13 protein-coding genes are annotated in these 19,812 nt (G+C 65.6%); 2 read left to right on the top strand and 11 right to left on the bottom strand.

Annotated features, from left to right (window positions below):
* Positions 1-9: 9 nt before the first annotated feature.
* The 5 genes from VVD47_RS05745 to VVD47_RS05725 form a co-directional block, all read right to left on the bottom strand.
* Positions 10-1,011 carry a sugar phosphate isomerase/epimerase family protein gene (locus tag VVD47_RS05745; protein ID WP_327602439.1) on the bottom strand — a complete coding sequence of 334 codons (1,002 nt, stop codon included), beginning with the start codon at positions 1,009-1,011 and terminating at the stop codon, positions 10-12.
* A gap of 104 nt (positions 1,012-1,115) precedes the next feature.
* The gene (locus tag VVD47_RS05740) at positions 1,116-2,093 is read right to left on the bottom strand and encodes a substrate-binding domain-containing protein (protein ID WP_327602438.1); all 978 of its coding nucleotides are present in this window, start codon (positions 2,091-2,093) and stop codon (positions 1,116-1,118) included.
* 133 nt (positions 2,094-2,226) lie between these two features.
* Entirely contained in the window at positions 2,227-3,246 is a 1,020-nt protein-coding gene (locus tag VVD47_RS05735) for an ABC transporter permease (protein WP_327602437.1), read from the bottom strand.
* Positions 3,247-3,253: 7 nt separating this feature from the next.
* On the bottom strand, positions 3,254-4,738 hold the full coding sequence (locus VVD47_RS05730; RefSeq protein ID WP_327602436.1) for a sugar ABC transporter ATP-binding protein: 1,485 nt from the start codon (positions 4,736-4,738) through the stop codon (positions 3,254-3,256).
* Positions 4,735-5,988 (bottom strand): ROK family transcriptional regulator, encoded by a 1,254-nt coding sequence (locus VVD47_RS05725; RefSeq protein WP_327602435.1) that lies wholly within the window; start codon positions 5,986-5,988, stop codon positions 4,735-4,737. Before VVD47_RS05725 ends, VVD47_RS05730 begins: the two co-directional genes overlap by 4 nt.
* Positions 5,989-6,461: 473 nt before the next feature.
* Here VVD47_RS05725 and VVD47_RS05720 point away from each other — a divergent pair, with 473 nt between their 5' ends.
* Positions 6,462-7,487: a succinylglutamate desuccinylase/aspartoacylase domain-containing protein gene (locus tag VVD47_RS05720; protein WP_327602434.1), complete on the top strand. Its 1,026-nt coding sequence runs from the start codon at positions 6,462-6,464 to the stop codon at positions 7,485-7,487.
* A 12-nt stretch (positions 7,488-7,499) separates the two neighbouring features.
* On the opposite strand, the gene VVD47_RS05715 is transcribed toward VVD47_RS05720, so the two are convergent.
* The 6 genes from VVD47_RS05715 to VVD47_RS05690 form a co-directional block, all read right to left on the bottom strand.
* Positions 7,500-11,366, bottom strand: a complete 3,867-nt coding sequence (locus VVD47_RS05715; protein WP_327602433.1) for a hypothetical protein — start codon at positions 11,364-11,366, stop codon at positions 7,500-7,502.
* Positions 11,367-11,540: 174 nt separating this feature from the next.
* Positions 11,541-13,010, bottom strand: coding sequence for a DHA2 family efflux MFS transporter permease subunit (locus tag VVD47_RS05710; RefSeq protein ID WP_327602432.1), 1,470 nt, complete (start codon positions 13,008-13,010; stop codon positions 11,541-11,543).
* Positions 13,011-13,805: 795 nt separating this feature from the next.
* Complete coding sequence (locus tag VVD47_RS05705) at positions 13,806-14,183, bottom strand: ferredoxin family protein (protein ID WP_327602431.1); 378 nt, start codon at positions 14,181-14,183, stop codon at positions 13,806-13,808.
* Positions 14,180-15,859 carry an FAD-binding protein gene (locus tag VVD47_RS05700; protein ID WP_327602430.1) on the bottom strand — a complete coding sequence of 560 codons (1,680 nt, stop codon included), beginning with the start codon at positions 15,857-15,859 and terminating at the stop codon, positions 14,180-14,182. The genes VVD47_RS05705 and VVD47_RS05700 overlap by 4 nt, the downstream gene beginning before the upstream one ends.
* A 50-nt stretch (positions 15,860-15,909) precedes the next feature.
* Entirely contained in the window at positions 15,910-16,548 is a 639-nt protein-coding gene (locus VVD47_RS05695) for a nitroreductase family protein (protein WP_327602429.1), read from the bottom strand.
* Positions 16,549-17,221: 673 nt separating this feature from the next.
* Entirely contained in the window at positions 17,222-18,556 is a 1,335-nt protein-coding gene (locus VVD47_RS05690; protein ID WP_327602428.1) for an MFS transporter, read from the bottom strand.
* A 434-nt stretch (positions 18,557-18,990) separates the two neighbouring features.
* Here VVD47_RS05690 and VVD47_RS05685 point away from each other — a divergent pair, with 434 nt between their 5' ends.
* Positions 18,991-19,593 carry a thioredoxin family protein gene (locus VVD47_RS05685; protein ID WP_327602427.1) on the top strand — a complete coding sequence of 201 codons (603 nt, stop codon included), beginning with the start codon at positions 18,991-18,993 and terminating at the stop codon, positions 19,591-19,593.
* Positions 19,594-19,812 lie beyond the last annotated feature (219 nt).

Raw genomic sequence — 19,812 nt, 5'->3', positions numbered from 1 at the left:
ATTAAGTGCTCAGCGTTCTTCGAAGGACGCGTCGAAGGCGCGTGCCGAGGGCTCGAAGTCCAGGCGCCGGCAGAAGGCCGCGCTCTCGGTGGCGCCGTGCACGCGGTCCATGCGGCTGTCTTCCCATTCCACCGACAGCGGGCCGGCGTAGCGGATGTCGTTCAGCGCCACGATGATGGATTCGAAGTCCACCATGCCGCGGCCGACGCTGCGGAAGTCCCAGTAGCGGCGCGCGTCGCCGAAGCTGGTGTGGCCGCCGAACACGCCCACCGTGCCGTCGCCCTTGCCCCACCACACGTCCTTCATGTGCGCGTTGTAGATGCGGTCGGGAAACGTGCGGATGAACTTCACGTAGTCCACGCCCTGGTAGGCGAGGTGGCTGGGGTCGAAGTTGAAGCCGAAGCGCCTGTGGCCTTTCACCGCATCGATGGCGCGTTGCGTGGAGGCGATGTCGAAGGCGATCTCGGTCGGGTGCACCTCCAGCGCGAAGTTGATGTTGTGCTGTTCGAAGGTGTCGAGGATGGGCGTGAAGCGCTTGCCGAAATCCGCGAAGCCCGCGTCCCAGTATTCCTGCGTGGTGGGCGGGAAGGCGTAGGTCGCGTGCCAGATGGACGAGCCGGTGAAGCCGGTCACCGTCTTCACGCCGAACTTCGCCGCGGCGCGCGCGGTGTCCGCCAGCTCCTTCGCGGCGCGCTGGCGCACGCCTTCCGGCTCGCCGTCGCCCCATACGTGCGCGGGCAGTATCGACTTGTGGCGTGCGTCGATCAGGTCGCACACCGCTTGCCCCACGAGGTGATTGCCGATCGCCAGCGAGGTGAGCCCGTGCTGCTTGAGCAGGGCCCACTTGTCGCGGCAGTAGGCGTCGCTGGCGAGCGCCTCCTGCACGTTGAAGTGGTCGCCCCAGCAGGCCAGTTCCAGCCCGTCGTAACCCATGCGCTTCGCCAGCGGTGCCAGCTCGCGCAGGGGCAGGTCGGCCCACTGGCCGGTGAAGAGGGTGACGGGACGTGGCATGGTGGCTCCTGTGGGTAGTTACTCCCTCTCCCGCAGGCGGGAGAGGGCTGGGGAGAGGGTCGGGTTGAGGGCGCCGCGCGTGCTCCCCTCACCCTGCGCTACCGTCAGAACGGCGAGTTCGGGAAGTAGAACTCCTTGGCGTTCTGCTTCGTGATCAGCACCGACGGGATGATCGTCGTCGCCGGCAGCTTCTGGCCCTTCAGGCGTGCCTCGGTGGTCAGCTTGATCGCGTCGTACATGAACTTCGGCGAGTAGGACACGTTGGCCTGGATCAGCGGGTCGCTGCCATCCATCAGGGTCTTGATCGCACCCTTGGCGCCGGCACCGCCGAACACCAGCTTGATGTCCTTGCGCTTGGCCTGCTCGATGGCCTTCAGCACGCCCACCGCCATGTCGTCGTCGGCGGCCCAGATGGCGTCGATCTGCTTGAAGCGGGTCAGGAAGTCCTGCGTCACCTTGAAGGCGTCGTCGCGGTTCCAGTTGGCGTGCTTGGCGTCCAGCAGCTTGATGTCCGGATGGTTCTTCAGCACGGCGTTGAAGGCGTCCATGCGCTCGTTGTCCAGCGTGGTGGGAATGCCGCGCAGCGCCACGATGTTGCCCTTGCCGTTCAGCGTCTTGGCGATGTATTCCGCCGGGATTTTCCCGAAGGCCGTGTTGTCACCGGACACGTAGGCGTCCTGCGCGGCGGTGTCGGTCAGGCCGCGGTCCACCACCGTCACGTAGATGCCCTTGGCCTTCACCTGTGCCACCGGCTTGGTCAGCGCGGCGGATTCGAAGGGGAACACCACCAGCGTGGTGATCTTGTTCACCGTCACCAGGTCCTGCAACTGGTTGGCCTGCTCCGACGCGTTGGCCGCCGTCTTCACGATGACCTGCACATTCGGGTTGGCCTTCTCCAGTTCCTTCTTGGCCTCGTTGGCCCAGAACACGATGCCGGCGGTGAAGCTGTGGGTGGCGGCAGGGATGGCGACGCCCACCACTTCCTTCTTCTGCGCCGATGCGGGCGCGGCCATGAATGTCATGCCCAGCGTGGCCGCCAATGACAGGGCGCCCAGCGCCCGCCTGCGGTTGAATGTGATCATCTTCGTCTCCTTGGCGTTGGAAAAAGTCGCGGCCTTCCGGCAGCGTTGCGGCCTCGCGGTCGCGGTGGGTGAAGGGATGAATGCGGGAATAAAAGGGGTGCTGAATGCGTAGTTGAGTCGTTCGCGTGAATGCTCAGCGTCGCCCGCGCTGCAGGAAGGCGACGATGATGATCACGAAGCCCTGCACCGCCGCGTTCAGGTACACGCTGATGATGCTGGTGAGGTTCAGGATGTTGCTGATGACCGACAGCAGGATGGCGCCGACCACGGTGCCGGAGATGCTGCCCGCGCCGCCCTTCAGCGCGGTGCCGCCGACGATCACGGATGCAATCGCCTCCAGCTCCCACAGCAGGCCGGTGGTGGGCGATGCAGAGCCCAGGCGCGGCACGTAGAGCAGCGTGGCGATGCCCACGCACAATCCCAACAGCATGTAGGTGGTGATCTTCACGCGGTCCACATCCACCGCCGCGTAGCGCGCCACCTGCTCGTTGGAGCCGATGGCCTGCACGTAGCGGCCGTAGGCCGTGCGGTTGAGGATGAAGCCGCCGGCGACCGCCACCGCCGCCAGCACCCACACCGGGAAGGGAATGCCCAGCAGGCTGCCGTAGTACACCGGGCTGTAGAGGTCGGCCAGCGCGTTGTCCAGCGTCAGCGCGCCGCCATCGGCGAAGTAGGTCAGGTAGGCGCGGAAGATGCCCAGCGTGCCCAGCGTGACGATGAAGGGCTCGATGCGCCCCTTGGTGATCAGCAGGCCGTGCGCCAGCCCGAACAGCGCGCCCAGCAGCAACGCCACCAGCATGCCCAGCGCCACGACGGCGGGGCCGGCGCCCATGCTCGCGCCGGCCGCGTTCATCACCATGATGACGCAGCCCGCGATCAGCGCCGCCATCGATCCCACCGACAGGTCGATGCCACCGCTGATGATCACGAAGCACATGCCCACCGCGATGATGCCGATGAAGGCCGTGCGCTGAAGTACGTTCAGCGTGTTGTCCAGCGTCGCGAAGTCCGGGTTCAGCAACGTGCCGGCCACGCACAGCAGCACCAGGCCCAGCACCGGACCGAGGCCGTGCAGCCTGCCCCACAGTTGCGCCGCACGGTTGGCGCTCCCACTCGCGGGCGGGGCAGGGGCGTGGTCCGCAGCGCTGCGCACGGACGTATCAACGGGTTCCTGTGGCATGGGCGATGAGGTTCTCTTCAGTGAGCATGTCGTCCTCCAGCGTGGCGGTCAGCTGCCCGGCACGCATCACCGCCACGCGGTGACACAGGCCGATCAGTTCCACCAGCTCGGACGAGATGACGATCACAGCCTGGCCGGTCTGCACCAGCCGCTGGATCAGGAAATAGATGTCGCGCTTGGCGCCCACGTCCACGCCGCGCGTGGGTTCGTCCAGCACCACTACGCGCGGCTGCGGTTGCAGCACCCGGGCCAGCGCCAGCTTCTGCTGGTTGCCGCCGGACAGGGCAGAGGCCTTCTGCTGCAGGTTGCCGGTGCGGATGCCGAAGTCCTCCACGGCCTGCACCAGCGCGGCGTGCTCGCGCGTCGGCGACAGCACCGGCCGCGCGTACTGCTTCAGGTTCATCAGCGTCAGGTTCTGCCGCAGGCCGAAGTTCACGTGCAGCCCCTTGCCCTTGCGGTCCTCGCTCAGGTAGGTGATGCCTTCGTCCGCCGCGTCGCGCGGGTTGCGCAGGCGCAGCGTGCGGCCGGCCACCGCCACCTCGCCACCGCTCGCGGGGCGCAGGCCCAGCAGGCCCTCGAACAGTTCGGTGCGGCCCGCGCCCACCAGCCCCGCGAAGCCGAGGATCTCGCCGGGCCGCACCTCGAAGCTCACGTCCTGCGCCCAGCCTGGCACCGTGAAGCCGCGCACCTGCAGTAGCGGCGGCGCGGCCGGTGCCGGCGCCTTGGGCGGAAAGAGGTCGGACAGCTCGCGGCCCACCATCAGGTTGGCCATGTCGTGGCGGCTCAGCTCGGCGGTCGGCCGGCGCGTGATGAAGCGGCCGTCGCGCATCACCACCACCTCGTCGGTGATGCGCGCCACCTCGTCCAGTTTGTGCGAGATGTAGATGATGCTCACGCCCTGCGCGCGCAGTTGCGCGATCAGCGCGAACAGGCGCTCCGTCTCGGTCGGCGTCAGCGTCGCGGTGGGCTCGTCCATCACCAGCAGGCGCGCCTTGCGCGACAGCGCCTTGGCAATCTCCACCAGCTGCTTCTCGGCGACGATCAGCTCGCGCACGCGGGTGGTCGGCGCCGCGTCCAGGCCCACCTGGCGCAGCACGTCCTGCGCGGCGCAGTTCATCGCGCGGTCGTCCAGCAGCCAGCCCTTGCGCCGCTCGTGCCCCAGGAAGATGTTCTGCGCGATGCTCAGGTCGTCCGCCAGGTTGAACTCCTGGTGGATCAGCACCACGCCTTCGCGCTCCGCCTCGCGTGAGCTGGTGAAGCGTTGCGGCCGGCCGTCGATGGCGAAGCCGCCCTCGGTGGCCGTCTCGTAGCCGGACAGGATCTTCATCAGCGTCGACTTGCCGGCGCCGTTCTCGCCCAGCAGGCCGGTGACGCGCCCCGGCGCCAGCTCGAAGCTCACCTCGTGCAGCACGCGCACCGGGCCGAAGTTCTTGCTCAGCTTCTGGAAGGCGACGGCCAGGCTCATGGCATCCTCCCGCGCCGGCGCAACGTCTCGTGCAGGGCCAGCGCGCCGGCGCCGATGATGCCCGCGCGCTCGCCCAGCGGCGCGTACTGGATTTCCAGGTGACGCGTGCTGAGCGCCAGCGAGCGGTGATAGATGCTCTGGCGGATCGCCGCGAGGAACAGCGGGCCGATGCGCGACACACCGCCGGATATCAACACCTGCGACGGGTTGAAGAAGTTCACCGCGGAGGCCAGCATCTGGCCGATCAGCGTGCCGGCCAGCTTGACGATGGCATTTGCCGTCGTGTCGCCGGAACGGCTGGCGTTGCCCACGTCTTCCGGGGTAATCACGCCCTTGCTGGCCAGCACCTCGGCCAGCATCGCGCTCTGCCCGTCGCGCGCCGCCTCCGTGCCCATGCGCGCAATGGCCGGCGCGGCGGCCATCACCTCCACGCAACCCTGGTTGCCGCAATGGCAGCGCAGGCCGTTCGGGTCCACGCAGATGTGCCCCACGTCGCCGGCCGATCCGTCCGCGCCGCGGTAGATCATGCCGTTGCACACGATGCCGCAGCCGATGCCGGTGCCGATTTTCACCACGATCAGGTTCGGCACGCGGCGGTGCGTGCGCCACAGCTCGCCCATCGCCATCACGTTCACGTCGTTGTCGATGTAGGCCGGCGCGCGGTACTCGTCGCCCAGGTACTCGCGGATCGAGAAGCCCTCCCAGCCCGGCATGATCGGCGGCGCAAACAGCAGGCCGCTGCCGAACTCCACCGGCCCCGGTGCGCCCATGCCGATGGCAAAAATCTGCTCGCGCCGCACCTTGCAGCGCTCGCGCAACTCACGCAGGATTTCCCGCACGCGGGACAGGATCACACCTGGCCCGGCGCCCACGTCGGCCGGCTCCGCATGGTGGGCCAGCACGGTCAGGTCAGGCGTCATCAGCGCCACGTCCAGGCTGGTCGCGCCCAGGTCGATGGCCGCCACATAGCCCAGGCTGCGCGACAGCAACAGCGTCTCCGCCCGCCGCCCGCCGGACGACGCCTGCGGCCCCGTCTCGTCGAGCATGCCGCGCTCCAGCAAACTGGCCACCGCGTTGTTGGCCTTGCTGCGCGAAAACTCCGTGTGCTGTGCCAGCTCGGCGCGGGACACCCCGGCGGACCAGAAGATGGTCTCCAGGATGGCCAGCTCTGCCGGTGACACATGGTCCCAGCGCTCCACCTGTCTTGTCCCCTCGCTATGTGTCGCGGGTTTCGCTACGAGCTTCGTCACGCGTAGCGCAACGAGAACGTTTCAAACCGCGTGACGGATTGCCTGCCGAAGTCGGCGTACGAGTTATGGATTCATCCTAGGCAAGCCGACTTTGGTTAGACAAGGCAGAACTTCGGCCATGTTCCGGCGGAAGGGGTTGGTAGATTCCTGTACTGGACAGCGCAGGTGCCGTGGTGCCGGCGCGCTGCTTTGGGCGTGTTCCTGGCGGGCGTTCGGTGTGTTTTTGGGCGCGTCCCCCGGTGCATTCGCGCGGCGGTTTTCAGTGCACCGGCCACGGGTGCAGAGGAGGGTGACGCAGCACACCGGTCGACATCGCTTCGTATGCCTGCCCGCATGTCATAGCGTCATGATGGCGTGCCCGCCGATTGCCTAGTCCGGTCAGCTGTTGCAGCATCCCCTTCTTGTCCCGCTACATTGCGCCGCCGCCCCACGGCGCGCCTGCCAGCATGAACGCACCTGCCCACGACCAAGACGTGCAATACCCAACCTCGCAACTCAAGGTCCTGCAGTACGCCGGCCTGCAGCCCGGCGTGCGACTCATCGTGCTCGGCGCCGTGCACGGCAACGAAACCTGCGGCACCCGCGCCATCGAACGCATCACCCGCGAGATCGACGCTGGCGAGCTGGCCATCGTGCGCGGCAGCGTCAGCTTCGTGCCCGTCACCAATCCGCTCGCCTACGCAAGCGGCCACCGCGCCGGCGACCGCAACCTCAACCGCAACCTGCGCGTCACCGCCACGCCGCAGGACTTCGAGGACCACATCGCCAACCGGCTATGCCCCTTGCTCGACGCGCACGACGTGCTGCTCGACCTGCACTCCTTCCACACGCCCGGCGAAGCCTTCGCCATGCTCGGCCCGCAGGACAACGACGGCCCGCTGGAACCCTTCGCCCGCGCCACGCAGGAAGAAGCCTTCGCACTGCGCCTCGGCGTGCGCCGCATCGTCGAAGGCTGGCTCGACACCTACGCACGTGGCGTCGCTCATCGCGTCGCCCGTGCCGAAGCTCAAACCCACGCCGCCGGCTCAGGTGCCGACAACGCGAGTGCAGACAACCCCGCCGCCCGCCAGCAACAACTCAACACCGACCCCGCCTACGGCGTCGGCACCACCGAATACATGCGCAGCCGCGGCGGCTGCGCCATCACCCTGGAATGCGGCCAGCACGAAGACCCCGCCGCCCCCGACCTCGCCTGGCGCGCCATCCGCAACACACTCGCCCACTTCCGCCTCATCGACGCACCGGACCCCGCACCCGTCGCCCAGCCCGAAGTCCTGCGCCTGCACGAAGTCATCGACCGCCTGCACCCCGGCGACAGCTTTGTTCGTGAGTGGAAAAGCTTCGACAAGGTAGCTGCCGGGGAACGCATCGGCACCCGCCACGACGGCACGCCGGTGGTTGCAGAGGAGGCAGGGTATGTGGTGTTCCCGAACCCCGGCGCGCTGGCGGGGCAGGAGTGGTTTTATTTAGCAAGGGTTAGTGGGCGGTTCGCAGACTAGGCGTAGCAGGATTCAATATTCCTTTTCGCGGAGTTCCCGTTCCAGTTCCCTCTCGATGCTTTGCTCAAGCTGCTGTCTATGTTCCTTCAACCACATACGGACGTTGTCATTGGTTTCGGCTGCGACTTGAGTCTCTAGAGCGGTGAGCTTTCTGCGGTAATGCTCGCTAGCCGGTCCGCCCCATGCTTCCGAAAAACTGTTTGCGTGCAAATTGCGTCGCACTGGTTCGAGCGTTGCGTATCGTTCGAGCAACTGGCGGGCAAAGGTTGGTGACTCAGCAGGATGGGAGATTATGGGTGGACAGTGCCTAGCCAATATCCAAGCACGGTTAGTGGCGTCTAAGTCAATCCATTCAAAGACCAGCGATGCTGGGATTGCGTCGAGACCAGCCTCCTCCTTATCACCTACTGATTGATCGCCTCGAAGCCAGTTCAATAGGCGCCAAGTCCCGATTTCTGATCGTTGCGTTTCTAGGCGATGTGCAACGGCTGGCCATAGAGTTGTTGGCTTGGTGCGCGCGGCATCGGAGAGGAATTTGAGAGGCTCTGGGCGAAATCCGTCAGTAACGCTGTTGGTGTTCCCGAAGTTCTCGATACACCTTACCGCCAGTTTGGCTCCCGCTTCAGGATCAAAGTCGAGCAACTGCTTCGCGACCTCGTTCCAGCGGAACAGCAACATATCGTTCGAGTTGTGGTTGGCACTGCCCACGACGAACACTGGCGAATTCAGTAAGCGTTCGATGCGGCTGACCAGGGCGCCCATCTCGTCGGGACGGGCACGCAACCGCGAGTGGAGCACATCCATTGCGGCATTTGGGGCATCCAAGTCGTCTGTCTCCAGCAACAAGTCGACGATGCCTCCGAGTACATCCAGTGGCAACTTGCTGACGACACTGCCGTAGGCAAACAGCCTAAATGCTTTCGGGTCAACGCTCCCGTCCTGAGCCATGCCGAGCAACGTACTGGCAACGCGATCGCTCATGCCTGAACGCCATATGACGCTCAACACTGCACTGCGGATATCAATGTTCGCAATTAATGTCTCGACTAGCTGCTCCCACAAGTCAGGTCGTTTAGTGTGCAGAGCAGAGAGATAGCCGCCAATGAAATAGTCGGAACGCTTCTCACCAGCACCAATCCATTCAGAAACGATAGGGTTCCATAACTTCAAATCATCCGCTTGGCCGAGAAGCTGACCGAACTGAAACCCGTTCTTGGCCTCTTCCGTCACAAGCCAGGCTAGCTCCGGCGCTAACAACATCGGGTCGGTAGCTGCTGCGCCAGCGAGCTGAATCAACTCCGGTCCCGCTCCATCCTGATATTGCCCCTCTGCATTGAAGTGGTCTTCAAGCAGCTTCATACCTGCGTGGCGGCGCAGCTTTTTCGAGAACGAAGACTCGGTCAGTTCAGCGCGAATGCCGTGAAGTTCCGATTTAATCTCTTCGCTTAGTGCTTTGCCTTCGTAGTGAAGCGTGGCGACAACGGTTTCGATGCACTGCTCTTGCAGTTCAGATATTGCGGAAACGCGGCGCACGAAAGGCAAGACAATCTTCGCAATCGAAGGGATGAGGATGAGGCTGCGCAAATGGCTGAGAATTCCTCTAGCCGCCTCAATACCCTCCGCGGAAGGCAAGTAGTCGACAGCCTGCTCTAACAGGCTCACGTGAGCCGCATAAGCTCCGTGGAGCTGCTCATAGGTGGCCGGCATCCAGCGGTTTGGCAGGCGGCGGAGTCCGATGACTTCCTCGATCACCATTCGGCTTAAGTATGGGTCTAGGCTCTTACTCAAGGCTTGGATGGCGATCTGTCTGTAAAACGGCACGCTACTGCGCAAAAGACTCCGCAGGTAGTCGAGCTTCTCGATTGGCGAGAGCTCAGAGGCAGCAAGGGGGCCGTGACCAAGGCTAAACAGCGAGATAAAAGTCCCCGTGGAGTTGTTTGACCAACCCTCGTTCTCCGCTTCCGCAAGCAGGAGAAGACAATCTGCGGCCTGGAAGAACGTCTCGGCAGGGATTGCAAGTTGTTCGAGCCGATGCACGGCCTCTCGGCGTGCATCACTCGAAAATTGCTGTCGCGTTTCGACACTTTCGTTTCCCAAGGCAGCGGCAAAACGACGCAGGGCAGCCTTGGGATTAGCCTGCGCTACCGCGAAAAAAAGGCTGGCGTTGCCGGCCTTGTTGTAGCCCGCTAGGGACGAAAACATTCCTCCGTCCCCCATTAGCCGATCCGCCCAAGAAGTTGCGGCTTTGGACTCTCGAACGAACATGAGCATGGCGTCAAAGTGCTGCTGCATGCGCTCGCCGAGCCCATCCCGCAGTTCCTGAACGTTGACCGTGTTCGAGTACTTCTCGAACCATCCCTTCCACATCGCTACGTGTAGCAGCTTCGGAGAAATCAGCAGCGTTCTTGGTCCCTGTAGCACACGACGTCTTCTCAACGCTTCAACAGAGCTGGACAACCGCAGTGGGGAAAAGCTCGGGTCCAGACGTTTTAGTGCCCCCAGTATCGCGGCCTGCACTTCAGGGCCATCCGCGGTTTCCCAAGCAATCTGCTGGAACAGCGCTAACGTCCTGATGACTGCCAGCCTTTCTTGCCCCTCATGGGAGTCAATACTGTGCGGTGCGCACACGATATGATCCCAGCGACCGTCCAGGTGAGCCAGTTGCTGAGCGGCCTGCTGCTCAGGATTGCTCTGAATGTACTGGCCGAGTTGGTGCGCTGCTCGCGGGGAGCCCTCGCATAAGGTTGCCAGCCAGCTCGCATCGTTCTGGGGGATGCCGTAACCCTTGAAAATATCGGCAACTGCAGGCTGTTCCAGTCGCGGCACATCTATAACCTGAGTGTTCACGTGCGCACTAGTAGCCTCCGCTACGTTGTGGGCAGTTACGAGCAGCATTCTTGTTGCCAGCCTCTTGAACAGCGCTGTCAATCCTTCAGCCGTGTCTAGATCGCATTCATCCGCGACCAAGATGATGGTCGTACTCTGCGACATCTGTCTCAACGCCATCATTGGACCGCTCCCCAAGGCTTGCTCCGGATCACGGCAATAAAGGACGCAACCACTGAGGTGCGATGCACTGAGCGCGCGGTACATAAGGTGCGTTTTGCCGGCGCCCGCATCGCCCAGCACACGCACATGCTGAAACCCGTTGATGTTGTTGGCAGCTTGTGTGATTTCCCCAGCGGCAATGTCAAGCTCGTCCGTTTGCCTATAGGCATCAATTGCGAGCTCGCATGAGTCAGCCATGAATGACAGGTCATGGAAGACCGCGTCGTCGTAGCCTTGCACGCGGTTTAAGCGCAACGCTATTCCAGGTGCCAGTATCTTGATTGCGGAACAAATCTGGTTGGCTCGAACTACCCGAACCGGAACCTTGGCGAATTCGGGATCGATGCCAGCCATGAATTCCTTGATCTGGGTTGCACCGTGGTCATCTTCGGGACCAACAAGGTCCGATCCAAAGAGTACAACTACAAAGGATCCGCCCTTCTCAAAGCAACTAAGGACGCGCGGCTGTAGTTGCTCCTTTGTGCGTTGATAGTCACCCGCGACAAACTTCGGCTGAACCAGTAGTGACCTGATCTCGGAGGGCTGCGAGGCCGAGAAGCGCCCTGTTTTGACTTGATAGCGGGTGACGCCCTCAGCTATCAGCCCGCCCGGTAGCTGCTTTCCTGACACGCCGACGACTTCGGCATCAATGCCACCGTCGGCCACGTTGATTGCCGCTGGCACGTCGATCCCGGTAACCGGAATCCCGACCCTCGCTGCTTCAATGACAAGCAACTGCCGCAATAAGTCGACGGCTTGGTTCGCATCAATCTGGAGTAGGTCGTCCGTCCTAACATCAAACGGTCCCGCAGTATCGGTCGGTAGCGCCATTCTTGGCCCCTATAGTGGTGGCCAAGTATCACATATGGCTTTCGCCGGATCTTTCCTGCTGCTCGAATAGTCGCGCAGGCTCAAGTATCGAGCGTCAACCCAATGATGCTCCTGCCGGCTGGCGATGATTGGAGCCTAGTCGATAGCCAGCAGGACTCTTATCTGACGGTTGCCCTACGTGCGTTGCGATGCTGCCGCGCCATCACGCGCCGGCTGATGCCCACTCACCTCCGTCCCCGCGTCCTCCGGCAGCGTCAGGAACATCAGCGAGGACACGAAGGCCAGCGCGCCGAAGGCGATGAAGGCGATGCGGAAGTCGGCGAGCTGCAGGCTGGGGTTGCCGTGCAGGTGCTGCGACAGCGCGAGCAGCAGGGCGGCGACGGCGACGCCGAGCACCATCGATACCTGCTGCAGCATGCTGGAGAGCGTGGAGGCGGAGCTGCGCTGGCTGGCGTGGATGTCGGCGAAAGCCAGGGTGTTGAGCGCGGTGAATTGCATGGAGCGCGTGAGGCCGGCGATGAACAGCACGACGAGCATCAACACCTGCGAAGTCTGCGGGGTGAAGAACGCACACGCGGCGATGGACAGGCCGGCGAGCACGCCGTTGATGGCGAGCACGGTGCGGAAGCCGTAGCGCTTGAGCGTGGGCGTGGTGACGGTCTTCATGCCGAGGTTGCCGGCGAAGTAGGCCAGCACGTAGAGGCCGGCCTGCAGTGCGTTGAGGCCGAAACCGATCTGATAGAACAGCGGCAGCAGGAAGGGCGTGGCGTTGATGGCGGTGCGGAAGTAGCTGCCGGCCCACAGTGTGCACAGCGAGAAAGTGCGCACCTTGAAGGCACGCAGGTCCAGCAGCGGCACCGGCGCGCGGTGCAGGTGGCGCACCGCGAAGATGCCCAACAACAGGCCACCGGCGACTAGCGCGGCGGAGATGGCCGGGCTGCCGTGCGAGTAGGCGAAGGACTCCATGCCGTAGAGCAGGCACATGAGCCCGCCGGCCGACAGCACGAAGCCGATGAGGTCCAGCCGGCGCGGGCTCTCGTCACCCTGCTTCGGGATGTAGCGCGCGGTGAGGTACAGGCCGACGAGGCCGATGGGAATGTTGATGTAGAAATTCCACTGCCAGGACGCGTAGGTGGTGATGAAGCCGCCGAGCATGGGGCCGATGACTGGCGCGAACAGCGCGGGCCAGGAGATGAGGGCGGTGGCGTGCAGCAGCTCCGACTTCTGCGCGTTGCGCAGCACCACCATGCGCCCCACTGGCGTCATCAGCGCACCGCCCAGGCCCTGCACCGCACGCGCCACCACGAACTGCCACAGCTCCTGCGCTAGCCCGCAAGCGAGTGAGGCCAGCGTGAACACCAGGATCGCCAGCATGAAGATGTTGCGCGCCCCGAAACGGTCCGCAAGCCAGCCGGCCAGCGGTACGAAGGCGGCCACGGTCAGCATGTAGATGGTGACCCCGACGCTCATCTCCAGCGGCACCACCCCGAAGCTCGCGGCCATCTGCGGCAGGGACGTGGTGATGATGGCGCCGTCCAGCATGTTCATGAAGAAGGCGCTGGCGACGATGAGCGCGACGATGCGGGAGTCGCGGTTGAGGCGGGTGGAGGGCGGGGTTGTGGCGGAGGGGGCGGTGGTGGACATCTTGGGGTGTGGTTGTGTGCGGTGTTCTTGTGAGGGCGAGGCGCAGTCTTCGGGCGAGCTTGGCTATTCGATCGTCGTTCCCGCGCCCTTCGACCCCTTCGACAAGCTCAGGGACCGAAGCTCAGGGACCGTGCGGGAGCCCAGTGACTTTGTTCTTTCAGCGGTACAGCTTTAACGACACTGGATTCCCGCTTCCGCGGGAATGACGGTGAGTGGAAGGTTGTCGCGTATAGGTAGCTTGTCGAAGGGGGCGAAGGGCGCGGGAATGACGGAGTTGGGTGGTGGATCGGTCGGTTGTCCGGACAGGTGATGCTTCATCTGGGTCGGGTCATCTGTATCAACGTGGCGCGGCTCCTGCGGATGACACTGGGTGTTCGTAGGGTGGGCTCGGTGAGCCCACGCGTCGAGTTGGCTTCGCGTCGGCACACCGTGCCCACCCTACGCACTGCGCACCGTCGTTCCCGCGCCCCTCGACAGGCTCGGGGACCGTGCGGGAACCCAGCGACTTTGTTCTGTTGGTTCGGTTTGTTGTTGATGGTCGGACTTCAACGACACTGGATTCCCGCACGGTCCCCGGGCTTCGGTCACTTAGTTTGTCGAATGGGTCGACGGGCGCGGAAATGACGGAGGCGGGCGGTGGATGTGGATCGTAGGTTGGGTTGAGCAACGCGAAGCCCAACACACTGGTTACCGCATACGGATGTTCGTTGCGGAGGTGTTGGGCTTCGCTGCGCTCAACCCAATCTACGCCCTTGTGGTGAGTGCTGCGGCGCTTGTCGGTGCCGGCGTACTCGATCACGACTTCCCCGCCACGCCGCTGCGCTTCCACGTATCCCCCAGCCCACCCGGAAAGTCCTCGTGCATGCGATACGACAGGTCGCTGTCCATGCTGCCGGGCTTGCCGGGTTTCCAGCCCATGGCGCGGCGGTAGCTGCCGAGCAGGCCGGTGTCGATGATGTGCTGGCGGTCGAGTTGCGTTTCGGGCTCACGGCGGGGCGACACGTAGATGGCGTCGACCGGGCAGTACAGCTCGCACAGGTAGCAGGTCTGGCAGTCCTCGCGGCGGGCCAGGGCGGGGATGCCGCCGGGCACGGCGTCGAAGACCAGATCCGGGCAGATCGGCACGCAGCGGTCGCATTGCGTGCAGGCCTCGGCGTCGATGAACTCGATCATGCGGGTACTCCTTCGGCGGCGGCGGGCGCAGGACGGGTGGCTTGCCAGGCGAGCGGCGCGCGCCACTGGCGGATGTGGTCGAGCGGGTGCGCGGTGTTGTCCGGCGTGCCGGCGACGCGCACGTGTGTGACCGGTGCATCGGCGTCTGCCTGCGGAAAGTCCTCGCGCTTGTGCATGCCGCGCGATTCCTCGCGGGCGAGTGCGCTGGTGAAGAACAGGCGGGCGCTGGCGACCATGGCCTGCAGCTCACGCAGGCGGATGTGCTGGCGTGCGCGCTCCACCGGCGTGGTATCCAGCGCGGGCGTGGCACCGGTGGACTTGAGTTGGGCCCACAGCGTGTCGAGCACGGCGAGGCTTTCGCGCATGCCGTCGCCGGTGCGGAAGAAGTTGCGTTGCAGTGGCAGCACGTATTCCTGCACGCGGGCGAGCAGGGCTTCGTAGCTGGGTGCCTGCTGTTCATGTGCGGGTGAGGTGCGGCCGAGCGAATGGCTGTCGCGCAGCACGCGTTGGTGCGCCAGCGCGCCGATCTGCTTGGCATGCGCGGCGGCAGCCTTGCCCGCCCATACGCCGGAGGCGTTGGCCCAGGACGAGGCGGGACCACCGCCGGAGGACGCAGGACCGACCACGCGCTCGCGGCTGGTGACGTCGCCGGCGGCGAAGAGGCCTGCGACGGTGGTGTGGCCATCGTCCGCGGTCAGCAGGCCGCCGGACCCGCGCACCGTGCCTTCGTAGTACAGGCGCAGTGGATAGCGGTCGCGGAAGGGGTCGCTGCCCTGGCGGTCGAAGTACACGAAGATGTTGGGCTGGCCGTGGCGGTAGCCGTCGGCCAGGTAGTCGCCGGCCTTGTCGAGCACCGCGTAGGCCTTTGCGCCCTGCGCGAGCAGGCGGAATACCTTGGGTCGTTCCACCGGGTTGCCGTCCGCGTCGCTGAAGCTGGCGCTGCGGTAGATGATGCCCTTGGTGAGCGTACCGTCGGCGGGCGCGAAGGCGTAGTTGCCGGTGAACTCCAGGCCGGAGAAATGCGCGCCGGCCTCACCGGCCATCAGGTAGCCGTCGCCCGTAAGGTTGAAGGTGCCCGTGGCGCCGGAGCGAAATGCGCAGCCACCGGTGGCCAGCACGACGGATGCGGCGCGTACTTCCCACGCCGCGCCGGTGTCACGCCGCAGGCCGCGCGCACCGGCCACGCCGTCGTCGGCCTGCAGCAGTTCCAGCGCCGGGCTGTGGTCGAGGATCTGCACGCCGTGTGCGCGCAACTGGCGGCGCAGGAAGTGCAGGTAGTCCGCACCGCGCAGGTTGCCGCGGAACTCCGCGCCCAGCTCGTTGCGCGGCCACTTGTAGCCCCAGTCGGTCAGGCGCTGCAGGTTGGCGCCGGTCTGGTCGTACACGCGCTCCACCCACGCGAGGTCGATGAAGGGCTGGCCCTCCTTGAGGCGCGAGCGGACCATGCCGGCGCGCTGCACCGGGTCGTCCGGCACGATGTAGTGCACCGTGGAGTTGGTGGGCGCGGTGGCGCCGCTGGTGCCGACGTAACCCTTGTCCGCGAGGATGACGCGTGCGCCGGCCTCGCTGGCCGTGAGCGCGGCCCAGCAGCCGGCGGGGCCGCCGCCGATGACGAGCACATCGCAGTGCAGGGCGTCGGCGGCGTCGCTACCTGTTGGAGCGTGGAGCGTGTTCATGCGGTGGTGTCTGCAGTGTGGCTCACGAGCGATGGTCACGAAGACGGGCGTCAGGCCGCGGCCGGCACGGCGGGTTGCAGCGGTGCGAAGCTGCCTTCGGCCACCAGTTGCGACAGCGGCAGGCGGCCGTTGGCTTGCTCCTGTGCCTGGAAGTGTTCCGGCAGCACGGACTTGTCGGCCGGCTTGCCGATGGCAATCACGACTTCCACGTTGTGGTCTTCCGGCACGCCCAGCACCGTGTGGGCGCGGGCGATGTCGAAGCCGCCCATCGCGCGCGTGCTCCAGCCCAGCAGGTGCGCCTGGTGCGCGAAGGCCGACCACGCGGCGCCGGCATCGAAGGAGTGCGAGCGGTGCGGGCGCTGGCCGTCGTCGGTCTTGCGCGTCTTGGCGGAGATGACGACCACCAGCGCCGAGGCATTCTTCGCCCAGCTCTGGTTGCGCTCGTTCAGCAGGCCCAGGAAGTCCTGCCAGCGTGCGCTGTCGCGCTTGGCGTAGACGAAGCGCGAGGCTTGCGCATTGCCCCCGGACGGCGCCCAGCGCGCGGCTTCGAAGGCGGTGAACAACACTTCGTCGGGGATCGTCTCGGCGCTCAGTGCGCGGGCGGACCAGCGGGAGAGGAATTGCGGGGCGACGGGGTGGGTGGCCTGGCGGGTGTTGGTGGCGGTGGGGTTGGTGGAGTGGGTGCTCATGGCATGTCTCTGTAAGTGGCGGAGGTGGTGGAGGCAGAACTCATCACTGTTCGTCGGCTTTCGGACGGTATTCCAGAGGCTCGTCGTTCCCGCGCCCCTCGACAAGCTCGGGGACCGAACAGGAACCCAGTGACTTTCCGGCGACCGTTAACGACGCTGGATTCCCGCTTCCGCGGGAATGACGGGATTCTGGAATCCGGTCCGTGTAGGGTGGGTTCGGCGCGAAGCGACAACCCACTATTGGCTGGTGGCCTTGCCACATGTCGCGTCGCGGTGTGGACGAGGCTTGGCGGTGGGTTGCTGCGCGAACTCTCCCTGCTTCGGATCTCGCGCCACGCTTTTGTCGTTCCTGCGCAACGCTCGTCATTTCCGAGAAGGCGGGAACCCAGCTGCGTAGGGTGGACTCGGCGAGCCCACGCGTCGGGATTGACCGCCACGGCATCGCGTGGGCACACCGTGCCCACCCTACGCACTACATCCCTATCGCCCAGCCTCCGCTCCGCGCCCCACGGCTGGTCTTGCACAGCCAGCCGGCTGCGGCAGCACTGAGCAGTGCTCTGCGAAACCCTCCCTCGTCCCGCAGAGGGGCGAGGGGAGTCGAGGAGGGCGGTGTGTGTCCCCTCTCCCGTGTGCGGGAGAGGGTGGCGCGCAGCGACGGGAGAGGGCGGAGGCATCAGCGCACCCCCGCAGGCACCAGCGCATACACGCGCCGCACCGTGGGAATGAAGCGCAGCACCAGCAGGCCGAACAGGGCGGCGGCGGCGCCGACCAGCCATTGCAGGCTGATCCAGTGCGCCAGCACGCCGATGAGGAAGGCGCCGAGCGCGGGACCGGCGCGGAAGAGGAGGCCGTACAGCGCCATGACGCGGCCGCGCAGGTTAGGCGCGCTCATGGTCTGCGCCATCGACTGCATGCCGATGTTGCACACGACGTGGAAGAGGCCGGCCAGTGCCATGGTGGCGACGCCGAGCGCGATCCAGCGTGTGCTGGCGAAGGCGATGAGGGCCAGCGCGATGCCCAGCGCGGCGGAGAAGGTGATGCGCACCAGTGCGTCGCGGCTGCGCTTCTTCAGCATCCAGCTGGCGCCCACCAGTGCGCCGATGCCTTGTGCGCTCATCAGCATGGCCAGGGTGTGCGGGCCGCCCTTGAACACCTCGCCGGCCAGCGCGGGGAAGAGTTCGGTGAAGGGCCGTGCGAGCAGCGCGAAGGCGAGGGTGAGGAAGAACAGGGTGGCGATTTCCGGCGTGCGGCGCACGTAGGCGAAGCCGGAGGCCATGTCGCTGAACACCGAGGCGGAGGCATCCACCAGGCCGGGGCGGTCCAGCCAGCGGCGCACGTAGTGCACGGCGCCCAGCATCGCGCCGAAGGACGCGGCGTTGATGAGGAACACGTCGGCCACATCGCCCTTCAGCATGACGACGCCCGCGATGGCCGGGCCGATGCTGCGCGCCAGGTTGGCGGCGATGGAGTTGGTGGCGATGGCCTGCGACATACGCTCCGGCGGCGCCAGAGACCCGATGGCCACCATGCGCACCGGCTGGTTGAAGCCCTGCAGCGTGGCGTCGAGGATGGCCCAGCCGAGCAGCAACCAGGGAGTGGCCAGGCCCGCGGCCACGACGCCCCACAGCAGCAGCGCCAGCACGATCATCAGCGTCTGCGTGGTGAGCAGCAGGCGATACGGGTTGCTGCGGTCGGTGACCACGCCAGCCAGCGGCGCGACCCACAGCGCGGCGATGAGGTCGGACAGCGCGATGGCACCCACCCACGCGGGCGAATGCGTCAGCTCCCACACCAGCCAGCCGACGGCGGTCTTCTGCGCCCAGGTGCCGATGGACGAGATGCCCTGGCCCGTGCTGAACACGACGAAGTTGCGGATGCGGGCGGGCGGGGTGTTGGCGGTACGGGTGGTGTTGGCGGCGGCGTGGGTCATCGTCACGTGGTGGTGATGCAGGCTGGCGGCGGATGCAGGTGCGCGGCGGAACGGAAGCAAGGCTTTAGCAGCCTTCATGCCACGGTGGTGTGGCGGCGCTGTCGCGCAGGGCGCCCCGGCGCGGACCCGCCGTGCAGGGGCGTTCGTGCATGCAGTCCGGTCGTTCGCGATGCCTGCACTGTCTGTTGAGGCGCACGCAGGGGTGGTGAAAAAACAGCAGCCGCAAATGGCGGGTGTTGGATGCGCAACAGGTCGCGGGGCCCACCCGATTGCCGCCGGTGGCCGGGAGCGCCGCGCCGTGCGGCTTGTGGCGCGGCCGTGCGTGGTGGCACGGAAGCTGCGACAGGGGACCACGGTTCGCACGGCATCCGGCATTGCATGCCGTGGCATCCGCCGTGCGTCCGCAAGGAAATACGCAGTGAAGTACGCAGTGAAATACGCAACAACACCGCAACAAAACCGCAACGAAATCCGCAATCCAACACCGCCGCCCACATCACGGAGAGCACACCATGCCCCAGACCCTATCGAACCCCATCGTCCTCGGCGCATCCGCCATCCCCTTCCGCCTGCCCGAGCCGCTGACCGGCAAGGAGGTGGCGCTGGAAGACTTCGCCGGCGCCAAGGCCGTGCTGGTGGCCTTCATCTCCAACGTCTGCCCGTTCGTGAAGCTGATCGACGAAGCCTTCAACCAGTTCGCCAGGGAGTACGCCGAGCGTGGCCTGAAGATCGTCGCCATCAACTCCAACGCGGAAGAGATCAAGGAAGGCGAGGGCGCTGCCGCCGTGGCCGAGACCGCCCGCAGCCTGGGCTATGCCTTCCCGTACCTGCGCGACGAGAGCCAGAAGGTGGCCGAGGCCTATGACGCCACCTGCACGCCGGACTTCTTCCTGTACGACGCCGAAGGCAAGCTGTACTACCACGGCCAGTTCGACGACGCCCGCCCGAAGAACGGCATCGCCCCGACCGGCGCCTCGCTGCGCGCCGCCGTCGATGCGCTGCTGGCCGGCCAGTCCGCGCCCGCGAAGCAGACCCAGTCCATCGGCTGCAACATCAAGTGGCGCGATGGCGACGACCACGGCGTGCGCCAGGCCTCGCAGGCCGTGGCAGCCTGAACGGCCCCACCGGGTTGGCGGCGCGCCGGCATCGCTGCCGGCCGCCGGCAGCCGCAGCAGACAAGCCGCTCTCCGGAGCGGCTTGTCCGTTTTTGGCGCTCCTTCAGGGCGTGACGACGGCACGCCACCGTGTCAAAACATGTTTCGAAGCCACGCGGCGGCGTGGGACAATCCACGGCGTTTGCGGTGCCGCATCGCCACGCAGGGTGGCGAGTGGCG

Origin of the sequence: Uliginosibacterium sp. H1, assembly GCF_036017065.1 — a bacterium.
Classification (GTDB): domain Bacteria; phylum Pseudomonadota; class Gammaproteobacteria; order Burkholderiales; family Rhodocyclaceae; genus Uliginosibacterium.
The sequence above is the reverse complement of the archived record's forward strand: the minus strand, read 5'-3'. Positions and strand labels throughout refer to the sequence as shown.